Here is a 19,041-nt window from a genome sequence, read left to right on the forward strand (position 1 = left end):
GGCGGCACTGACCGCCTAAACCACCAAGTCGAAGAATCACACGACGACGTCGTACACCACGTCCCTGGACTTGACCGTCGCATAACCCCGGGGTCGGCTGTGTTCAGCGGGGGCGTGTGGCCTCCGCTCAATTGGGTTTGAGTCCTTTACACTTGATGAAGTGCGCTCCGATGCGGCCGGTTAAACAAACGGCTTCGGGACCAGCGTTGGGGATGACCTCCGGGTCTGCGCTCTAGTCGAATGGCCCCGGCCTCGCCAACCTGGCTTGAGGCCGGGGTCTAACGATTGGGTCTCCCTTCCCGTGCGATTGCCAGACAGCCTTGCCGCCACCTCGATCCCTGAGAAATGGGACGAAACAGGGCCAAACCGGATCAGCTGCGGCCCGCACGAAAAGTATCGTCGAGCGAGTCAAGCGCGGTTGCGATGTCGTCAAGCTCGTCGTCGAAGAGATCCGCGTAGGTGTGTGCGGTCACGGTGATTGATGCGTGGCCCATTGCCTTTTGCAGGAGTCGCAAGTCGGCGCCGGCCCGTCGTGACAGCGATGCGTAGGTATGCCGTAGGTCATGCACACGCAAGTTGTCCCGGCCGATCTCAGTCACAGACTTCCGCCAGTTGACCGCACGCTTCCAGTTCTCCAGGCTCAGCCGGGAACCCTTCGGCGACGCGATCGCCGGCGCGCCACAGGGTCGTGCGTCGAGCCGCGCCTTAAGTGCCGGCATCAAGCGCTCGGGGATTGGGACAGAACGTCGGCCGGCTTGCGATTTCGGGTTCCCTTCAACGAGTTTGCCGCCGACTTGGGTCATCGACCGGCGAACACGGATTCGACGAGCGCCCAGGTCGACATCCTCGACATTGAGGCCGGTGAGTTCACCGAATCGTAGGCCTGTGTAAGCCAGGAGCAAGACGACGTCACCTTGAGCGCCGCATGTTTGGGCAAGTGTTGCGACTTCGCCGACGGTTAGATAGACGTGTGTGGCTTGCCGCATCGGTGGGAATTTGGTGCGTGATGCGGGGTTCTTGCCGAGGAGCTGGTCTTCCTCGACGGCGCGGTCAAGGGTCATCTTGAGGACCGAGTGCGTCCACCTCACGGTCCGCGGTCCGAGACCCGACGCTGACATGGCATTCACCCATCGTTGGATCGACTCGTGGTCGATTCTTGCGATCGGCCACGAACCAAACTGTGGCTCGATACGCAGCCTCCAGTTGTCTTCGTATCCGCGGCGGACTTTCGCGCTCAGGTCGGGTCGGGAGGCTAGCCACGATCGATAGACGTTGCGGAGCAGGATTTTGCCGCCGCGTGGGTCCACCCTGACGCCCGCGGCGCTGTCGGTGACGAGCCTTGCTTCGAACTGGCGCGCCTCCCGCTCTGTTCGGAAGCTCTTCTTGCGCTTCGAACGATCCGGTAGGCGCCATTGGACGTCATAACGCACGCCGTCCTTCGTCTCGCGGCGCTTTATGGCCAAGATTCCTCCGGAATGACGTTGGGGGAATTGAGGATCAGTGCCTGCAGCCAGCAGTGAGCGTGTGCAAGCTTGATCGTTAGCTCAAAATTTGCGGTTGTGCTAAGTCGTGGGTGAGGGCGAATCGCTCTACACCCGAGTCGATTCCAGCCAATCTTTGACGTCATCCAGTAACCATCGACGGTGCCGATCGCTAAGCCTGAGGTGATGTGGACCAGGCGCATCAATCCCACGTTCCCGCCTGGCCGCCCAATCATGCAGCGTTGAGACCGGAACTCCGGTCATTGCTCGAACTTCATGAGCGGTGAGCATGACCGACGCATTTTCTATAGTCATCGTCTCCAACCCCGTCTCCCGCCGTTGGTACTGGCCGGCAGGTCATACCGAGATCATGAGGCATAGTTCTCGATTCCCGCTACCAGCAGTGCGACATTCGATCGGAAATGCACCGTCGAGTGCGGTCAGGGGGTCGAATCTGCGAGACCGGCTTTAGGAGAGCGGTCAAGCCCTTCTGGTTGAGGTCCAGAAGGGGTGTCTGAGCTGGTCATATAGCGCCATCGCACACCAAGCGAAACCACCGCGTGCCGACCAGTGCAGATAGCGGGTTTCAGGCTGCTGTGGTACGGGTCTCGTTGGCATAAGTGTGTCGTAGCGCGTGAACGAGCGCACCCGACCGTTTCCCGGATCGGACAGGTGGTTGTGGTGAGTGGTGCGGATCGGTGCGGATGTGTTGCATTGGTGGGCAGTTGATTTGGCGACAGTGGGTGCGGACAAATGGGGACACAGATGATGTTGGTCAGGTTGGTAGAGCGCGACGATGGGTGTGTCCTATGGTTCCCACGTGGTGAACATCAATTCGAAATCGGCGGCGCGCAAGCGTGTCCGGGAGGCGCAGCATAAGGCCAACGAGGCACGTCTGGAGCGTGAGCGTCAAAATGTCGATGACGCTGCGTCGTTTCTCGTCGAGATTGGGCGGCTGGTCGCCGTCGACGAGTGGGAGCGCAACCGTATCCTCGAGATACGCGCAGAGGGGGAGCGGCGCCGTCACGAACACCGCCAGGCTGGCGCGACAGCGGTGGCCCGGATGCAAGGCCGTGGTGAAAGCCTCACTGCGATCGCTGAACTGGCGGGAGTCAAAGTCGGTGAGGTGCGCGCGGTGTTGAAGTCTGCCGACGCGCAGGCAGCGCCACGCGCGGATGCACTAGGCGCGGAAGGCAGCGCGGCGCGGGGCGCAGGAGAGGGCGCGGTGCCGGAAGCCGGCGGTGGCGCAGCCACCGACGCCGCGGCGCAAGCACTAGGTTCGGTAGACGCCGCCGCGCGAGAGGTCGGCGGTGGCGTGCCCAACAACGTGGCGGCACAAGCACTAGGTGCTGGTGCGCCGTGAACCGTCGACCGACGGTGTCGGTGAGGTCGTCAAGCGTCGGTGCACGTGCGAACGACTATGGGGGCGCTTTGTGGGTGGACCCGGTTGTGCATGCCAGCGGATGCCGCCGGTTCGACTCCTACGTCGTGCGGGGCCCCGGCGCAATCAACGCCCCGATCCACGAGTGCCCGAGGAAGTGGTCACCCTCTCGGCGGCGGCTGCCGGCCAACGTCATGATGTGGCCGGATGCCATCGGGAGCGGCGAGTCGATGAGGCGCGCGCACAACTCACTGCCGCGGCGGAATCGCGTGACTTTTGGGGTGATGATCTGAGCCCGGCATGTCCAGTTTTCCGCGGAAAACTGGCCTGTCGCTCGTCAATCGACGCAAGTCATGGACTCGCTGATGTGATTGACGGACCGGGAAGGCGCGAAAGACGGCATGCGATCTCCGGTTGGATCTGGGCAGTTTTCCGCGGAAAACTGGCGAGATGTAATGCACAATTCAGCGTGTCTGAGGGGCGGTCGTTCGGTCAGCGACGTATTTCCTGGCGGCCGGTTCCCGGAGTGGGCCGCAGCCGCGGCCCAAGCGCACCAAGGTCTTCTCCCCATGACTAAAGTTGTCACTGTTTTGAACCAAAAAGGCGGTGTCGGCAAGAGCACCGCGACCGTCAATCTGGCCGCCGTACGAGCCCAAAAACTGACCGCATATCTCGAGCCCGACGCGTTCTCGCCGGTGGCTGCGGTCTCGATAGACCCGCAGGGGTCGGCAAAATGGTGGGCCAACCGGGTCGACGCACTCCCCTTCCATCTTGTCCAAGCGCACGACGATCCCCTCGAATGGCTGCAGCAGCTCAACAACCTGCCCGGTATTGTCGAGGTCTACGTCGATACCGCCGGCTGGTTCGACCTCGACGCGGACTCCTCTCGAGATGGTCTAGGTGACGGATACTCCGCCGATGCACTGCGGACCGTCCTCGACGTCACCGCCGAAGCGATCGTCCCGGTGCTGCCGGCGCCGATGTGCTTCGACCCAACCGCGCGCACGATCCGTAAGCTTCTCGAACCGCGCAACATCCCCTACCGGGTCTTCATCAATGATTGGGACCCGCGCGATGGCGAACACTGGTTAAAGCAAACGCAGAAGTTCATTCGCGGACAGGGATGGCCCTTAGCCGAGACGGTAGTGCGGCACTACAAGATTCACACGAATGCCTGCAGCGAGGGCGTCGTGGTCACCCAGTACAAGAAGAGTGGCTCGGCGGCCAACGCGGCGGCTGACTTCTACAAGCTCGCCGACGAACTGAACATGGTAGGAGTCCGGTAATGGGGCGCGGTGGTGTCAAGACATTCGATGATCTCGTCGATGCTGTTGGCGACAACTCATCTGTTGACGGAAACGCGAAGATTCCCGTCGTCGCCCCACGGTCGGGCCTGTCGCGGTCGGTGGCTCTACGAGACCTGGTCGGCAACCCACACAACCCGCGCGATTCGGTCGGTGACCTCGACGAGTTGGCCTCCATCGTTGACTTCCAACTACAGCCCGTAGTTGTTGTCACCCGAGGAGCATTTCAAAACATCTACCCCGAGACCACGATTTCGGCGCGGTGGGTAGTAATCATCGGCAACCGGCGGTTGGCCGCCGCGCACAAGTTCGGCCGACCCGAGCTCGACATCGTGATCAAAGACGAACTCGCCAATGATCGCGCAACGCTGCTCACGGCTGTAATCTCCGAGAACGTCGACCGCTCGGGATTCGACGTGATCGAGGAAGCCAAAGCTGTCGAGAGGCTAGTGGGGGAGTACGGCAGCGCTGACGCCGCGGCCGAACATCTTCGTAAGAGCAAGACGTGGGTGTCACATCGGCGCGCGCTACTCAAACTGGCACCCGATCTTCAGGAAGCCACCCGCAGGGGCGATCTGGCGATTCGCGAAGCGCGTTCACTTGCCCAGGTTCCGCTCGCACAGCAGGTGGCCCGGTGGAAGGCCGCTCGCGGCCGGCGCAGTGAAGGGGCCAACACCGCCAATGAAACCGAAGACGGCAATTCGGATTCGGCGGCACGAGACGAACCAACGGCGCCGCCGCTGCGCTCGGTGACGCGGGCGCTTCGAAAGTTCGACGCGGATCCACGCGCCCTGGCGATAGCGTTGCGCGATCAACTTGGCGATAAAGGAGCCAGGACACTGGTCGGCCAGCTCAGGAAGTTGCTCACATAGCATCGCGAGGGTCAGTTTTCCGTGGAAAGCTGACCCATCCATCGAGGTGGCGTGGCATACTGCACGCTCAGCCACACTCAATTATGTTGGGCGTCAAGCGGTTTCGGTGGCACCGTTCGATATCGCAGGTGGTGGTTGTCGGCGTCAACACCGGCGAGCCGAAAGCCAAACGCACCCCACGGCAACGCTCACAGCTGGGAGCGCTGGGAGGCGTGAGCGGCGAAGTTGGTGCTGGTGATAGCCGCGTGGGCGCGGTTTAGGTGATACTGCCGGGTATGTCGCTCGATGAGGTGGTGGCTGAGGCTGGCCGTGTATTGGGCGATGCGCGCAGGCTTTTCGGGGCGGCGCCGATGATTAACGGGGGTTGGTCATCAACGTCGGGACTGGTGACGGGTCGCCAGGTTGTGGCAGGCGCGGGACAGGCCGCCGCCGCAGGCTGGGGTGGTGCGGCGGCCACCGGGTACGGCGTTGCCAACACTGGGCAGCTATTTTCCCTGGATCACACCATCGCCGCCGACGCGGGGACCGGCCCGCCGCTGACCGGCGTGGGAGAGGCTGCTGCCGCGGGTGGCGGGGGCATGGATGGGGTGATCACCGATACCCGTTCGGGGGTGGCCGCGATCGCTCCTGCCACCGGAACCCCGGCAGGCAAGCGGGAATTGGTGACGCATTTGCAAAGCCAGCTGGATCGGGCCAAGGCCCTGTTGCGCATCTGTGAGCGGCGCAATATGGAGCTGGCGGCGTTGATCGGGCGAGGTGCCGGCGGCTACGGCGCAGGGATGGGCGCGATGCCGATGGGCGCCGGCGCCATGACCGGTGGCATGCCGATGGGCGGCCTGGGCGCCGCCGGCGGGGGAGTGGGCAGCCCACTTTCTATCCCCGGCCTCGACACCGCCCTGTCCGGGCTTACCCGAAACCACCACCACACCAACCCCGAGCCGGATCAGGGATTGAACCTGGCCGCCGAGCCCGCAGGTCCAGGGGCCGACCGCGTCCGCGCGGCGATCCGCAAAGCCCTCGACATCGAAGGCGTTCATGATCCCGTAGCACGTGCCCGGTGGGAAGCCGGGATGATGCTGGTGGCTAAACGTGAATCCGGATACCGCAACGACGCCATAAACCACACCGATGCCAACGCGCAGAGGGGAGATCCCAGCGGAGGGTCGTTCCAATTCACCGGTGCAACGTTCCGGCAGTATCACCAGCCGGGCACAGCAAGTAGCCGATTCGACGACGTATCCGAAGCGTGCGCGTTCATCAACTACGCCCGCGGCCGCTATTGCGTCGCAGCTGACGCGTCGAATCTGGCAGCCAACATCCAGCAGGCCGATCCCACACGACCGCCGAAGGGTTACTGAGCGGCGAAGTTGGTGCTGGTGATAGCCGCGTGGGCGCGGTTTAGGTGATACTGCCGGGTATGTCGCTCGATGAGGTGGTGGCTGAGGCTGGCCGTGTATTGGGCGATGCGCGCAGGCTTTTCGGGGCGGCGCCGATGATTAACGGGGGTTGGTCATCAACGTCGGGACTGGTGACGGGTCGCCAGGTTGTGGCAGGCGCGGGACAGGCCGCCGCCGCAGGCTGGGGTGGTGCGGCGGCCACCGGGTACGGCGTTGCCAACACTGGGCAGCTATTTTCCCTGGATCACACCATCGCCGCCGACGCGGGGACCGGCCCGCCGCTGACCGGCGTGGGAGAGGCTGCTGCCGCGGGTGGCGGGGGCATGGATGGGGTGATCACCGATACCCGTTCGGGGGTGGCCGCGATCGCTCCTGCCACCGGAACCCCGGCAGGCAAGCGGGAATTGGTGACGCATTTGCAAAGCCAGCTGGATCGGGCCAAGGCCCTGTTGCGCATCTGTGAGCGGCGCAATATGGAGCTGGCGGCGTTGATCGGGCGAGGTGCCGGCGGCTACGGCGCAGGGATGGGCGCGATGCCGATGGGCGCCGGCGCCATGACCGGTGGCATGCCGATGGGCGGCCTGGGCGCCGCCGGCGGGGGAGTGGGCAGCCCACTTTCTATCCCCGGCCTCGACACCGCCCTGTCCGGGCTTACCCGAAACCACCACCACACCAACCCCGAACTCGCCGGTGACCACGACGCCGCGATCGCTGGGGGAGGGCCATTAGCGCGCATCGCGGTCAAAGCCGCACTAACCCGCTTGGGGTGCCCCTATGTCTGGGGGGCCAAGGGGCCCAACCAATTTGACTGCTCCGGCCTGGTTCACTGGTCCTACGCTCAGGCCGGCATCACCTTGGGTCCCGACACATACACCCAGATTCACCAGGGCGCCAAGGTAGCTCATGGAAACGTCGAAGCCGGAGACCTGATCTTTCCCGAAGCAGGGCACGTCATGCTCGCCATCAGCCCAACGCAGTGCGTAGAAGCCCAGCAATCCGGTGTGCCGGTCAGGATTTCGCCGATGCCAGCCTCGTACGTGGCGCGCCGGCCGATGGCGTAGCAGTTTCGGTCGAGGCCTGCGCGTCCCCGGCGGCGTCGCGGATGACGTCGCGATACTCGTGCAGCTCGGTCAGCGCCGACATGGTCTCGCTAAACGACTTTCCGCGCACGTGCGGCAGACTCGCGACAATGAGCGACTCTAACTGCAACAGTTGATCGTCGAGGTCGCGCAGCGTTGCCTTCGCCTGTGCACTGTTGCTGTGGCGCACCAGAATCTGTGCGCATATCGCAGATATCGCCGCTATCGCCTTAGCGATTCCCAAGGCCTGCAACGTGGTGCGCGGATCGGTCGACACCGACTCGAACGAGGGCTGCGCCGTGAGCGCCGCTGCCGGGCGCGGTTGGGTCTGCGGGATGGGCTCACCGCGGCGTAGCGCATCGAGGGTGCCGCGCGGCCACTGCAGGGCATCTTCGAACTTCACGCGGTTGATCCGATGAGGAAATGACTTGCCGCGCTCAAGCAACGCGGCCGTGTTCAGCGACACATTCGCCGCGTCAGCTAGCTCTCGCTGCGTTTCCAGCCCAACTTCGACTCGGCGGTCGGCAACGGCCTTGCCGACCCGCTCTAGCGGGCTCTCGCCAGGTGGAGTCGCCTTGGTGCTCACCGTGTCCTTCGCCATCGTCGCCGCCGTCGTCGACCGACGACCTCTCGGATACTTGCAAGTTAACTATAGAAGTTGACCACGTTCAGCCACGGTCGGACACGGGATCCCAACAGATGTGCCACGCGAGAGATGCACAGAAATAGCCTGTTTAAGGCAGAAAAGCATGGTTTCGCGCAGCAGATGCGCAGGGGTGCCAATACGCTGTACGCCCTTGAACTGTGTCGACTTACTCTGCCGAAACCTTCATCTGCACTGATGTTGCCTATCAGCGCATGAGCAGCTATAAACGTAGTCAGTACACAACATACACAATATGATGCACAGGTATAATTAGGAATGGAGAGCGCCGTGACCACCATCCGACCCTTGCGAGCCGACACCGGCCTGTGCGAGTACGAAGACCCCGACACCTGGTTCAGGGGATATAGCGGGGAGCGAGAGTCGGCAGCGATCTGCACCAACTGCCCCATCATCGTCGCCTGCGCCCAGAACGCCCTCAGATTTGGCGCTACCGATGGGGTGTGGGCGAGCGTGGCCATGCCCGGCGCCCGTGACGTCGCCGCCCTCAAGGCCGCTCGAGCGCAATTACGCGAGGTCATCGCCCGCTACCGAAACCAACCCCCAGCGCTACGGCTGCGGTCCCTGCAAATCCGTCAGGCCGTGCACTTCGCGGCCACCCAGCGCGACCTGCGCCGCCGACAAGCGGCTAAACCCGCGTCCAGGGCAAGTGCGACGCTAAGGGAGAAGGCCAGTGCCTAGCAGCAGCGCAGCCACCCGCGTCCTGCGCGACGACCTGCTCGCCCAACTCCGCATCGCGCAACGGCCCCTCACGACGGCACAGTTGCGCCTGCACGCGCCTGACGTGCCGGTCGCGGGGGTCGCGATATCCTGCGCCCCGATCCACGAGCAGATCTACCGGGTGCTGTGCGGCCTTGAGCGTCAAGGCCTGCTGACCCGCGGTGGCCGTGAAGGCCGCGAGGTCACCTGGACGGCGGCCGCCAACCCCGCCGACCGCGAAATCGCCGCCCTGGAAGCCGCTTTCAGCGCCTCGGACGGCCAGCCGGCGCCACGTTGAAAGGGCGCCATCCGATGATCACATGTCCCGTTCGAGCGGCGCTGACAGCTCGGGTGCCCGAACTGGCCAACGGCTCCGTCGAAATCATTGCGGTCGCACGCGAGCCCGGACTGTTGGCTAAAGTCGCGGTCCGATCACGTGTTCGCGGGATCAACGCGGTCGCCGTCTGTATCGGGTGGGGCGGCCTGCGTATCGCCGACGTCGAAAAGCGCCTCTGCGGCGAACATGTCAGCATCATCGCCTACGACAGCGACACTGCCAGGTACGTGATCAACGCACTGGGAATCAAGTCTGCGATCGCCGAAGTCATCAACCCTGAACAGCGCCGCATCCGCGTTTACGTCAACCCCGATGACTATGCGCGCGCACTAGGCAAGGTTGGTCACAACTTGCGCCTTGTCCGGCAGCTGACCTCCTGCAGCATTCACATCCGCACCGCCACTGGCGCAAATCGTGCCCCCATGGTTGCACCACCAGGCAGTTGCCCCCGATCCCAGTAACCGAAAGGCAACCCAATGAGCGCAAACACCCTGTATGACATCGAGCTGCGCGACTGGGACCGAGTCGAAATCCTATCTGCCACATCGCAAAGCGGCGCCTACGCGGCGCGTACCGAGGTCTCGTGGTCCAACCGGAAGATCTTCACCCCGACATTATTCGACTGCGGCACAACGACATGACCTCCCCCGATGCACGCTCGGCTGCGGCACGAAGACGGGTCGCTGAGCGTCGGCTGCGCCAGTTTATGGCTAACCACGGTTACCCCGACCCCGACTCGAGCCGATCGGAGCGCACAATATGGCACGGAGGACGCGGCCAGATCCACACCAGCCGGGTCTGTTCGACATCTTCGGCGGGGACGGTGGTGGTGACGAGCCCAGAGATACGCCAGATCGTGGCGGAGGCCTACGCGGGCCCGCTCGAGCTGCCCCCGCAGTGGAGCCCAGCCCAACGCGAGACATTCCTGGACAGCCAGGCGGCCAGGATCAGCTACCAGGTCGCCGAGCTGGCGGCCGAGATGGGCGCCCAGGCGGTAGGGGCGTGGACCCGCAGCCGCGGCGAGCATCCGGATTACCTGACCAAGGCAGGGATGCTGAACACCGCACGCAGCCAGGCGATGGAGATCGTGCTCAACAACGAGCTCTACGAGCAGATCCCGACCGAGGACGGCCAGCCCAGCAACCTGTGGGGGGAGCACAACGACCCAGCGCCCGATCGCAGTCAGGTGCCCTGGGATCAACGCTGGACCCGGCCCCAGTATCGCAGCGACCCCAGCCAGAACATCGAGGCGCTGATCGCGGATCTGTGGCCGGACCCGAATTACTCGGCGGTGTTTCGGATCAAGGCCGGATACCTGCTAGCCGCCCGGGCCGAGGATGGCCTGCCCCTACCGAGCGGCCCGGACGATCCGCTCACGAGCACGCTGGCTCAGATGGTCTACACCGATCTGCGCGACGACGGCATACCCGAGCGGTAAACGCCCAGCCCTCACTGTTCGATGAGGCCGATCAGCCCACCGATCCGCGCTCGATTGACCCCGGCGGCGCCCCGCTGCCGCGGCCGAACCCGCGCACACCAGCCCACCAGCCAATCGACCCGCCGGCGGGCACCGTACAAAGCCCGGCTGTATCAGACGAACCGACTCCGGCCGCCGAGCAGCGGATAGAAGAATTCACCAGCCCCACCGATTTTCCGGCAAGCCTCGACACCCTGGTGCCATCGGGGTCCAAAGCACGCATCCGCGCCAACATTGCCGCCGTCCAGCTGCTGCGCGCCCTGCAAGACGCGCAGCGGCCGGCCACCCCAGCCGAACAACGTGTCCTGGCCACCTGGTCAGGCTGGGGTGCGGTACCCCAGGTGTTCGACCCCCGCGCCAGCGACCTCACCGCCGAACGGGACACCCTGGCCGAGTTGCTCGATCGCGACCAATACCGCCAGGCAGAGGCCTCCATCCTCAACGCCCACTACACCGATCCCGCCATCGCCGCCGTGGTGTGGGAAGCACTAGGTCGGGCCGGGTTTAGCGGTGGCAAGGTCCTCGAACCAGGTTGCGGAGCAGGAACATTCATCGCTCACGCCCCCGATGAGGCAGTCATGGTTGGTGTGGAAAGTGACGCCACCACCGCAGCCATCGCCGCCCTGCTCTACCCATCGGCCCAGATCCGCCACGAAGGTTTCGAATCCACTCACGTCCCCGAAAACAGCTTCGCCGCCGCCGTCGGCAACGTCCCCTTCGGCCGCTACGCGGTCACCGACCCCGCCCACAACCCCGCCCGTCACTCCATCCATAACCACTTCATCGTCAAATCCCTCGCGCTGATTGCCCCCGGTGGATACGTGGCTGTGCTGACCAGCCGCTACACCCTGGATGCGGCGAAATCGGTCGCCCGGCGTGACATTTCGGCCAAAGCCGACCTCATCGGCGCGATCCGGCTCCCGTCGAAGGCGTTTACGCGGGTGGCCGGCACCGAGGTCGTCACCGACCTGCTCATCCTGCGCCGCCGCGATCCCCGAACCCCCTCCCCAGACGAACTGCCCGCCTGGATCAACACCGAAGCCATCGAACTCACCGACCCCGACACCGGCGCCGGCGAAACCCTGCACATCAACTCCCATTTCGTCGCCAACCCCCACAACGTGCTCGGCCAGATGCACCTGGGCCGCGGACTCAACGGCTCCCACCAACTCGTCGTGCGCGGCACCAGCGGCACCAGCGGCACCAGCGGCACCGAGCTCGCCGAGCAGCTGCACGACCGGCTACACCTGCTCATCGACTCGGCCATGAAGCACGGGCTCGGATTAACCGCCACGCCGGCTGAACTCACCGAGGTCTCCGCAGACGTCTTCGACCCCGGCCTGATCACCGCGGCCGACCGCGGTGAGGACACCCCGCTCTACACATTGCGCTACAGCGAGGCCAACCGCGGCATCGAATACTGGGCCGGACACCAATGGGAACCCCACAAAACCCCGAAAACGCTGCTAGCAGAAACCCGCGAACTCATCGGCCTGCGCGACGTCGCCGTCAGCCTCATCGCCTCCCAACGCGACGGCCAGCCCGCCGCCGAGCGCGACCAGCTCCGCGGACACCTCAACACCCTCTACGACAACTACGTGCGCCAGCATGGCCCCCTCAACCGGTTCACCTGGGTCTATCCCACCGTCACCCAAGAACGCCACGATCAGCGCTTGGCCGCCGCCGAAACCGCCTGGCGCACCGCCGAAGGCACCCCCGAGCGCCCCTACACCGGGCCCGTGCCCGACGACGTCGCCGCGCAATGGGACACCGAGGCCTCCGAAGCGCCCGCGCCCTACAAGAAGCGGCGTCACCTCGACGGCGGAATGCGCCACGACCCCGGATGGGCACTGGTCGCCTCATTGGAAATCTTCGACGAAGACACCGGCTCCGCCCAGAAATCGCCCATCTTTTCCACCGACCTGCTCACCCCGCCGCTGGAGCGCGCCACCGCCGACACCCCCGAAGAAGCGTTGGCGGTGTGCCTGGACCGCACCCAGCGCGTCGACGTCGACCTAATCGCCAACCTGCTAGAAGTCGAAGTCGACGACGCCCGTGACCTGATCGCTGGACTGGTCTATCCCAGCCTCGACGACCCCGACGAACTCGTCCCCGCCGTGAGTGCCCTGTCCGGCAACGTGCGCACCAAACTCGCCCGCGCGCTCGATGCGGCCGAAACCAACCCGATCTACAACGACTACGCCGCCGCCCTGCAACAGGTGCTGCCGCCCCAGCGTGAAGCCCAAGACATCAAAATGCGCCCCGGGGCACCGTGGATCCCGGCCCAAGTCGTCGCCGCCTTCGCCGAGAAAACATTCGACGCCACCGGTGTGGTCGCCGAACACATCGGCGGGCGCTGGGTCGTCGACGTTGCCTCCTACAAACGCCACGGCCGGCTGATGACCGACGAATGGGGAACCGACCGACGCGGCTGCGACGCGGTCAGCCTGCTCGAGGCCGCCTGCAACTCCAAAGCCGTCCTCGTCAACAACGACGACGGTGTCCTCGACCTGCAGGCCACCTTCGCCGCCCAAGCCAAAATGGCCAAAATCAGCGAGGAATTCACCCGCTGGCTGTGGTCTGACGAGACCCGCCGCGACACCCTGGTCGCCGAATACAACCGGCGCTTCAACTCGCGGCGCGCGCCTGCCTACGACGGCTCACACATGCGTTTTCCTGGCATGTCGGATCACTTCACGCCGCACTTCTACCAGCGCAACGCCGCCGCGCGCATCATCTCCGAGCCCGCCGTTCTCTTGGATCATGTTGTCGGAGCGGGCAAGACGGGAAGCATGGTCGCTGGAGCGCTGGAACTGCGGCGCCTGGGGTTGGTACGCCAACCCTGGCTCGTGGTACCCAATGCGATCACCGAACAAGTTGGCCGCGAAGCCCAACAGTGGTATCCGGCCGCCAAGATTCTGCTCGGCTCAGCGGCCACCACCGCTGATGGACGGCGCCGCTTCATCGCCCAAACCGCCTCAAGTGATTGGGATCTCGTTGTCATCCCGCAGTCGGCGTTCACCGCGATCAACGTCTCCACGGATATGCGCGTCGACTACATCGAAAACCAGCTCGATACATTGCGCGAACAACTCCAATCCGCCGAAGCCGACCGCAGCAAAAAGCGCATCGAACTCGCCATCAAAAGCGCCAAGGCGCGGCTAGAAAAACTTGTAGCCGCCAACACCAAAGACACTGGGTTGCGGTTTGAGGAATCCGGTTGTGACTATCTGATGATCGACGAGGCCGACACGTACAAGAACTTGGGCCGCACCTGCAACATTGAAGAATTATCGTGCCCCAACGCATCGCAACGTGCCGAGGACCTCGCCCTCAAACTCACCGTGTTGCGCCAGCGGCGCCGCGACGAGGCGCTGGCCAAAGGCATTCCCGCGCACCGGGTTGTCGAACGGGTCGCGACCTTCGCCACCGGCACACCGATCAGCAACTCATTAGGCGAGCTATGGGTCATGCAAACCTACTTGCGGCCAGACCTTTTAGAGCACGCCGGGGTCGCTGACCTGGGGGACTGGGGTGCGGCGTTTACCGCGACCACCACCACCATCGAGGTCAACACCACGGGCACTAAGCTGCGGCCCGTCACGCGAGTAGGGAAGTTCACCAACCTGCCCGCCCTGCTGGCGCTGTCCTCGGTCTACACCGACGTCGTCACCCGCGACCAAGTCCCCGTCGAGCTGCCGCCGCTTCGCACCGGGCAACGCCAAATCATCAGCTTGCACCCCGACATCGAAGTCGTCGACTTCATTACCGACTTGGGCTACCGCCTCGATCATCTCGACTCACGCAATCCCCGACGCGACAACCCACTCAAAATCAGCAACGACGGGCGCAACGTGTCGTTGGATCCACGGTTGGCCCACCTGCCCAAACCCCGACACAGCCGCGCCTGCGCAGTCGCCGACGCAGCCATGCGTGTCCATTACCGCCACGCGCATCGCGCCTATACCCATCCCGACACCGGCGCGCCGGCCGGCACCGGGGCACTGCAGATCATGTTCTGCGACCGCGGCACCCCATCCAAAGACCCCGCCCAGTTCACCATCTATCAGGCGATCAAAGACGAACTCGTGGCGCGCGGCATGCCCGCAGCCGCGATCCGCTTCGTCCACGAGGCAAAAAATCTTCAAGAGATCAAAACGCTGTTCGCCCAGTGCATTAGGGGAGACGTCTCAGTGCTGATCGGTAGCACCGAGAAAATCGGCGCCGGGGTCAACGTGCAAGCCCGAGCCGCCGCCCTGCATCACGTCGACGTGCCATGGCGCCCGCGCGACCTTGAACAACGCGAAGGCCGCATTCAGCGCCAAGGCAACCAAAACCTCGACGGCATCGACATCTTCATCTACGTCACCGAAGGCTCCTACGACACCGTCATGTGGCAAAAAGTCCAAGCCAAAACGCTGTTCATCGAACAGATGCGCCGCAACGAGGTCCTCGATATCGAGATCGACGACCTTTCCGGCGGTGACATCGGGACCGCCGCCGCAGAAACCAAGGCCATCGCCACCGGCGACCCGCGCTACATACACCAAGTTGAACTCGACGACACCGTCAAACGCCTCACCGCCCTGCAGCGCGCACACAGTCAATCGGTGCGCAACCGCGACTGGCAAGTCAGTGTGCTCGAGCGCGCGATTCCCAACAAACAACGCGCCATCGACGAGCTCACTCCATTCGCCAGGGCAGCCGCCGCGCATGCCTCCGCCGGCGGGCCACCACGGCTGACCGTCGCAGACACCACCTACACCGAGCGCGTCCCCGCCTCCCACGCACTGGCTGCGGCCTGCCGGCGCGCCTACACCGCCGGCAAAGACCGCGGCGCCAGCCGCTTCGAACCCATCGGCGCCACCATCTACGGCATCGACATCCTGGCCGCCCGCGACCTCACCCACGACCAACTGCTACTACGACTAGCCGTGCCGTCGCGCACCGCAGAAATCTCCGGCCTTGAACTGTTATCCACCGGCGCAGGTCCAGGCTCCGACGTCAACGGCCCCAAACAACTCGGACTGCTGCGCCGCGTGGAAAACCTCTACACCGGCCTACCCGAACACCACGCACGACTGCAGCACGAACGCGACCGCGACCAGGCCGCCCTCGACGACTTTGTAACCAACCCCCCAGCACCGTTCGAACACGCCGACGAACTGGCCACAAAAGACGCAGAACTTAAAGCCCTCACCCTCGAGCTGCGCATGGCCGCCCAAAGCCCCGAAGCCAAAGCCAAAGCCGCCGCGGCCGAACAACGCATGGCCGCCCGCGGCCGCAAACCCGGATGGAGCCTGCTCCTGAACCCCACACCGGCCCTGGTCGAAGAACTCGGCTACCCCAGCGCCGATGCCCTACGCAAAATTGTCCGCGCCCGAGAACGCCTCGCCCTCGAACAACACGACCACCAGCAAGGCCTCGCCGGTCCCGAGCACGACTTCTGAATATCCAAACCGGAAGTTAGACACTACATTCGAACGGTCCCTTGTGTGGCGCTGAAGTTCCCCGTGCCCTTTCATCGCGGCATATTCGAGCCGTCGCCACCGCATGCCGACACATGGCGAAACCTCGCAGCCTTTGTCGCGCGGCACAGCCCCGCGGTTTACTGTGCGGCATGCCCGAATCCGGACCTTCGGCTCAAGCCCAACAAGACATCCGCGCCGCGCAAGCCTTGCCCGACAATCTCGCCCGCCGCGAGCACGTCCATGCCGTCCAGCAACGCGCGCGGGCCCTCCTTCTGGATGCCACGAGCACGCCCGAACAAAAGTCCGCCGTCCGGCTCGATATCAGACAAGCGCGCGCACTCACTAGCGACCTGTGCACGCCGCGCACCCCAGCACCCCTGACCTGGATCGCAGCCCCAGCATTGAATAAAGCTGCGACGCCGCTCGTACGCCAGCACGTGCATGCCGGAGACCGAATGAACGAGCAGTTGGCCGATCCGGTCGCCGACGCCCCGCACACCACATGAGCACGAAGTCGGAGACGGCGATAGAAGCCGCACTGGATCTGGGTAATACTGGCCAGTATGTCGTCACTCGATGGACTGGTGGCCGAGACAGGTCGCGTGCTCAGTGATGCTCGCCGGCTTTTCGGCGCGGCGCCCCTCGAAGCGTCGTTGCCTTCGGCGCAGCAGTTGATGGCGGGCCGAGCAGCTGTAGCGCCAGTGGGGCAGGCCGCAGCTGCCAATTGGCAAGGCGAGGCAGCGACGACCTACGCTGCGACCAACGCCGATCAGGTCCATGCGTTAGACCGCACGGTAGCCGCCGATGGCCAAGTCAATCCGGCGCTGACCCATGCCGGACAGGCCGCCGCGGCGGGAGCACGAAGCATGGACAACCTGATCGCTCAGACCCGCGCGGGGGTTAGCGCACTGGCCCCCAGCACACGTAGCGCCGCAGGGCAGCAGCAACTCGCCAGCTTTTTGCAGGGTCAGCTCAACCAGGCGAAGGGATTGCTGCAAAACTTCCAGCAGCGCAACGCTGAAATAGCCGGCACCATCCAAAGCGCTGACTACGGGCGCCTTTCCGGTAGCCACGGCAAGGAGTCACCACCTGCTGCGCCGCTGGATTCGCGCACGTGGAAGCCGGGTGATAAGCGGCATATGCCCTATGACGCCGGCCCGGGTGGGATGGGCCCGCCCAACTTTCCTGATTCGCCGCCGTGGGTTGATATATGGGACCGGTCAGGAGCAGACGACCCCGACAAAGTTCCGCACTACTTTGTCAGATCCGATGAAATCCCCGGCTACAAGGTGTATCCGCCCGGAGCCCTAGGGCCACCAACGGTCGTCGACGAACGCGGCAATCCAGACCCATATGTCCAGTTGGGCCCAAACACAGGCGTGTGGGTACCGCAGTCGGCCTTTCCGGGAGCGAAAATCTATCCGCCTGGCTCTAACCCACTGCCACCCTACGGATACGACGAATGGTTACCAGGGTCCGGGATTTATATGTGGCACAGCGATTTAACCCCCGAACCGTACAACCCTTCCGGTCCTCTGGGGCCACCAACCTATCCGCAGGAAGGCCACTAACTACTAACTAGAAGCCACACCCGGGGGACGGCCTGCCAACAACGGGCGGCGTACAGCCCCCATGGCCCGTCGCGATGCAGATCTACCCCAAGGCCGGCGATCAACCTTCGCGCGTCAAAGTTCTGGCGGGAATTTTGACCGTGACCGTCGCCTAGGCCGATAAGTTGCCCTAGCGTTGGTGGAAAGTGCAGCGCTCGAAGGGATTTAACATTGGAACCAAAGGGGTGCAGCGCCCGGATCGCTGATAGAGGTGTCAGGTTGGCCTCGCGGGCGATGCCACTTGTCGAAGGCGACCAGTTCGCATCGCGTCGAATAAAGTGGATCGCCGACGAGCTGGCCAGCTTGCGCGACGGTATCCCCGCTAAGCTAGCCGACGATCCGGGCATCACGCACGCAGTCGTGCAAGACGTCGACATGAAGATTGCGGAAATCCAGGACGTACTTACTGCCAGCCGCAAGGCCGCTTCTTCGGCGCCACCGGTCAGATGATCGGCGCCCGCCCGGGTTGCAATAGCGCCCCGTGCGCCAGGCTGATTCGTCACCGTGACAATTTGACCCTGCTCTTGTCCAGGCTGGTCCTGCTAGAGGTGCGTCGGCTTTCGCGCGCGTATGTCGGTGTTGGCGGCTACTGCTTGTGCAGCCGGGGATTCCACTGCGGGGAAGGGGCGTGCGGCGAGAAGTATCGAGGAGGCGCAACCCGTGATGGGCCCGCTGCGAACCCGAAAGTCATTGCCGCCGATGGATATGCGCGCGGTGCTCGATGCTACCGATGTAGAGCACGCGATCGTTGCCGGTGGAGCTTGCAGCTAAGATCGCCGATTGGCTCGCCGGCTACGCTCACAGTCGCGAGGCTCCCCGGCTTAAGGCACTCCTGTGTGCCGTATCTCCGGACTGATTGACGCAGGTGTGCGAAGTTGCAGGACGCATCTGGTGCGGCGTGTCTTGAAAGAAAACAAAAGTCGACAAGCCGTGTGGACATGCTGGCGTAGCCGGTTTTTGGTGAATGTGGCGTTGTTGGTAGCGGCTAAAGCGACTCGGGACTTATCGTCCCGAACATGACGGGCTGGACCGATGTAGCGCTGTCCCAGGTGCTCGGCGGAGTATCCGAGGTATTGGGGTCACCCTTCCCTCAAAGCCCGGCGCCCGGCGGCCCGATGCCACTAGACCCGGCCCCAACGGCTCCGGTCACCTCACGCGATCAGCTCACCAAGCTCGACCGAGCCAAGCTCACTTACATGGGCATTAACCCGGATACGGCTCCGATGCCCGAAATCAACCAGGCGCTGGGCCGCGACCAACCCGCAGCGC

At 64.2% G+C, this 19,041-nt stretch carries 16 protein-coding genes and 1 pseudogene; 15 read left to right on the top strand and 2 right to left on the bottom strand.

Annotated elements, in window-relative coordinates:
* Positions 1-371: 371 nt before the first annotated feature.
* The gene (locus FPZ47_RS20520; RefSeq protein WP_007172599.1) at positions 372-1,463 is read right to left on the bottom strand and encodes a tyrosine-type recombinase/integrase; all 1,092 of its coding nucleotides are present in this window, start codon (positions 1,461-1,463) and stop codon (positions 372-374) included.
* Positions 1,464-2,301: 838 nt separating this feature from the next.
* Between FPZ47_RS20520 and FPZ47_RS28970 the strand changes: the two genes are divergently transcribed.
* From FPZ47_RS28970 to FPZ47_RS30270, 5 genes are all read left to right on the top strand, one after another.
* On the top strand, positions 2,302-2,844 hold the full coding sequence (locus tag FPZ47_RS28970) for a hypothetical protein (protein WP_174814220.1): 543 nt from the start codon (positions 2,302-2,304) through the stop codon (positions 2,842-2,844).
* Between the two features lie 587 nt (positions 2,845-3,431).
* On the top strand, positions 3,432-4,148 hold the full coding sequence (locus FPZ47_RS20535; RefSeq protein ID WP_007172118.1) for a ParA family protein: 717 nt from the start codon (positions 3,432-3,434) through the stop codon (positions 4,146-4,148).
* Positions 4,148-5,038 (top strand): ParB/RepB/Spo0J family partition protein, encoded by an 891-nt coding sequence (locus FPZ47_RS20540; protein ID WP_007172119.1) that lies wholly within the window; start codon positions 4,148-4,150, stop codon positions 5,036-5,038. The genes FPZ47_RS20535 and FPZ47_RS20540 overlap by 1 nt, the downstream gene beginning before the upstream one ends.
* Positions 5,039-5,424: 386 nt before the next feature.
* Positions 5,425-6,396 carry a hypothetical protein gene (locus tag FPZ47_RS20545; protein WP_085075104.1) on the top strand — a complete coding sequence of 324 codons (972 nt, stop codon included), beginning with the start codon at positions 5,425-5,427 and terminating at the stop codon, positions 6,394-6,396.
* A 59-nt stretch (positions 6,397-6,455) separates the two neighbouring features.
* The gene (locus FPZ47_RS30270; protein WP_051445829.1) at positions 6,456-7,496 is read left to right on the top strand and encodes a C40 family peptidase; all 1,041 of its coding nucleotides are present in this window, start codon (positions 6,456-6,458) and stop codon (positions 7,494-7,496) included.
* On the opposite strand, the gene FPZ47_RS20555 is transcribed toward FPZ47_RS30270, so the two are convergent.
* Complete coding sequence (locus tag FPZ47_RS20555; protein ID WP_007172122.1) at positions 7,444-8,115, bottom strand: helix-turn-helix transcriptional regulator; 672 nt, start codon at positions 8,113-8,115, stop codon at positions 7,444-7,446. The genes FPZ47_RS30270 and FPZ47_RS20555 overlap by 53 nt on opposite strands.
* A 333-nt stretch (positions 8,116-8,448) precedes the next feature.
* On the opposite strand from FPZ47_RS20555, the gene FPZ47_RS20560 reads away from it, so the two are divergent.
* From FPZ47_RS20560 to FPZ47_RS28975, 10 genes and pseudogenes are all read left to right on the top strand, one after another.
* On the top strand, positions 8,449-8,859 hold the full coding sequence (locus FPZ47_RS20560; protein ID WP_072501167.1) for a WhiB family transcriptional regulator: 411 nt from the start codon (positions 8,449-8,451) through the stop codon (positions 8,857-8,859).
* On the top strand, positions 8,852-9,175 hold the full coding sequence (locus FPZ47_RS20565; RefSeq protein ID WP_007172124.1) for a hypothetical protein: 324 nt from the start codon (positions 8,852-8,854) through the stop codon (positions 9,173-9,175). The genes FPZ47_RS20560 and FPZ47_RS20565 overlap by 8 nt, the downstream gene beginning before the upstream one ends.
* A gap of 14 nt (positions 9,176-9,189) precedes the next feature.
* Positions 9,190-9,675, top strand: coding sequence for a hypothetical protein (locus FPZ47_RS20570; RefSeq protein ID WP_046184891.1), 486 nt, complete (start codon positions 9,190-9,192; stop codon positions 9,673-9,675).
* A gap of 15 nt (positions 9,676-9,690) precedes the next feature.
* Positions 9,691-9,855, top strand: coding sequence for a hypothetical protein (locus tag FPZ47_RS28475; RefSeq protein WP_007172126.1), 165 nt, complete (start codon positions 9,691-9,693; stop codon positions 9,853-9,855).
* Positions 9,856-10,043: 188 nt separating this feature from the next.
* Positions 10,044-10,652 carry a hypothetical protein gene (locus tag FPZ47_RS20575; RefSeq protein WP_033717261.1) on the top strand — a complete coding sequence of 203 codons (609 nt, stop codon included), beginning with the start codon at positions 10,044-10,046 and terminating at the stop codon, positions 10,650-10,652.
* Positions 10,653-10,888: 236 nt separating this feature from the next.
* Positions 10,889-16,141 (top strand): hypothetical protein, encoded by a 5,253-nt coding sequence (locus tag FPZ47_RS20580; protein ID WP_007172128.1) that lies wholly within the window; start codon positions 10,889-10,891, stop codon positions 16,139-16,141.
* A gap of 170 nt (positions 16,142-16,311) precedes the next feature.
* Complete coding sequence (locus tag FPZ47_RS20585; RefSeq protein ID WP_132160395.1) at positions 16,312-16,668, top strand: hypothetical protein; 357 nt, start codon at positions 16,312-16,314, stop codon at positions 16,666-16,668.
* A gap of 57 nt (positions 16,669-16,725) precedes the next feature.
* The gene (locus FPZ47_RS20590) at positions 16,726-17,733 is read left to right on the top strand and encodes a DUF4226 domain-containing protein (RefSeq protein ID WP_007172130.1); all 1,008 of its coding nucleotides are present in this window, start codon (positions 16,726-16,728) and stop codon (positions 17,731-17,733) included.
* Positions 17,734-18,006: 273 nt separating this feature from the next.
* Positions 18,007-18,222, top strand: coding sequence for a hypothetical protein (locus FPZ47_RS20595; protein ID WP_007172131.1), 216 nt, complete (start codon positions 18,007-18,009; stop codon positions 18,220-18,222).
* A 566-nt stretch (positions 18,223-18,788) separates the two neighbouring features.
* Positions 18,789-19,041 (top strand): annotated as a pseudogene (locus FPZ47_RS28975) (DUF4226 domain-containing protein); the annotation flags it as partial.

The sequence above is a fragment of the Mycobacterium helveticum genome (assembly GCF_007714205.1).
Taxonomy (GTDB): Bacteria; Actinomycetota; Actinomycetes; order Mycobacteriales; family Mycobacteriaceae; genus Mycobacterium; species Mycobacterium helveticum.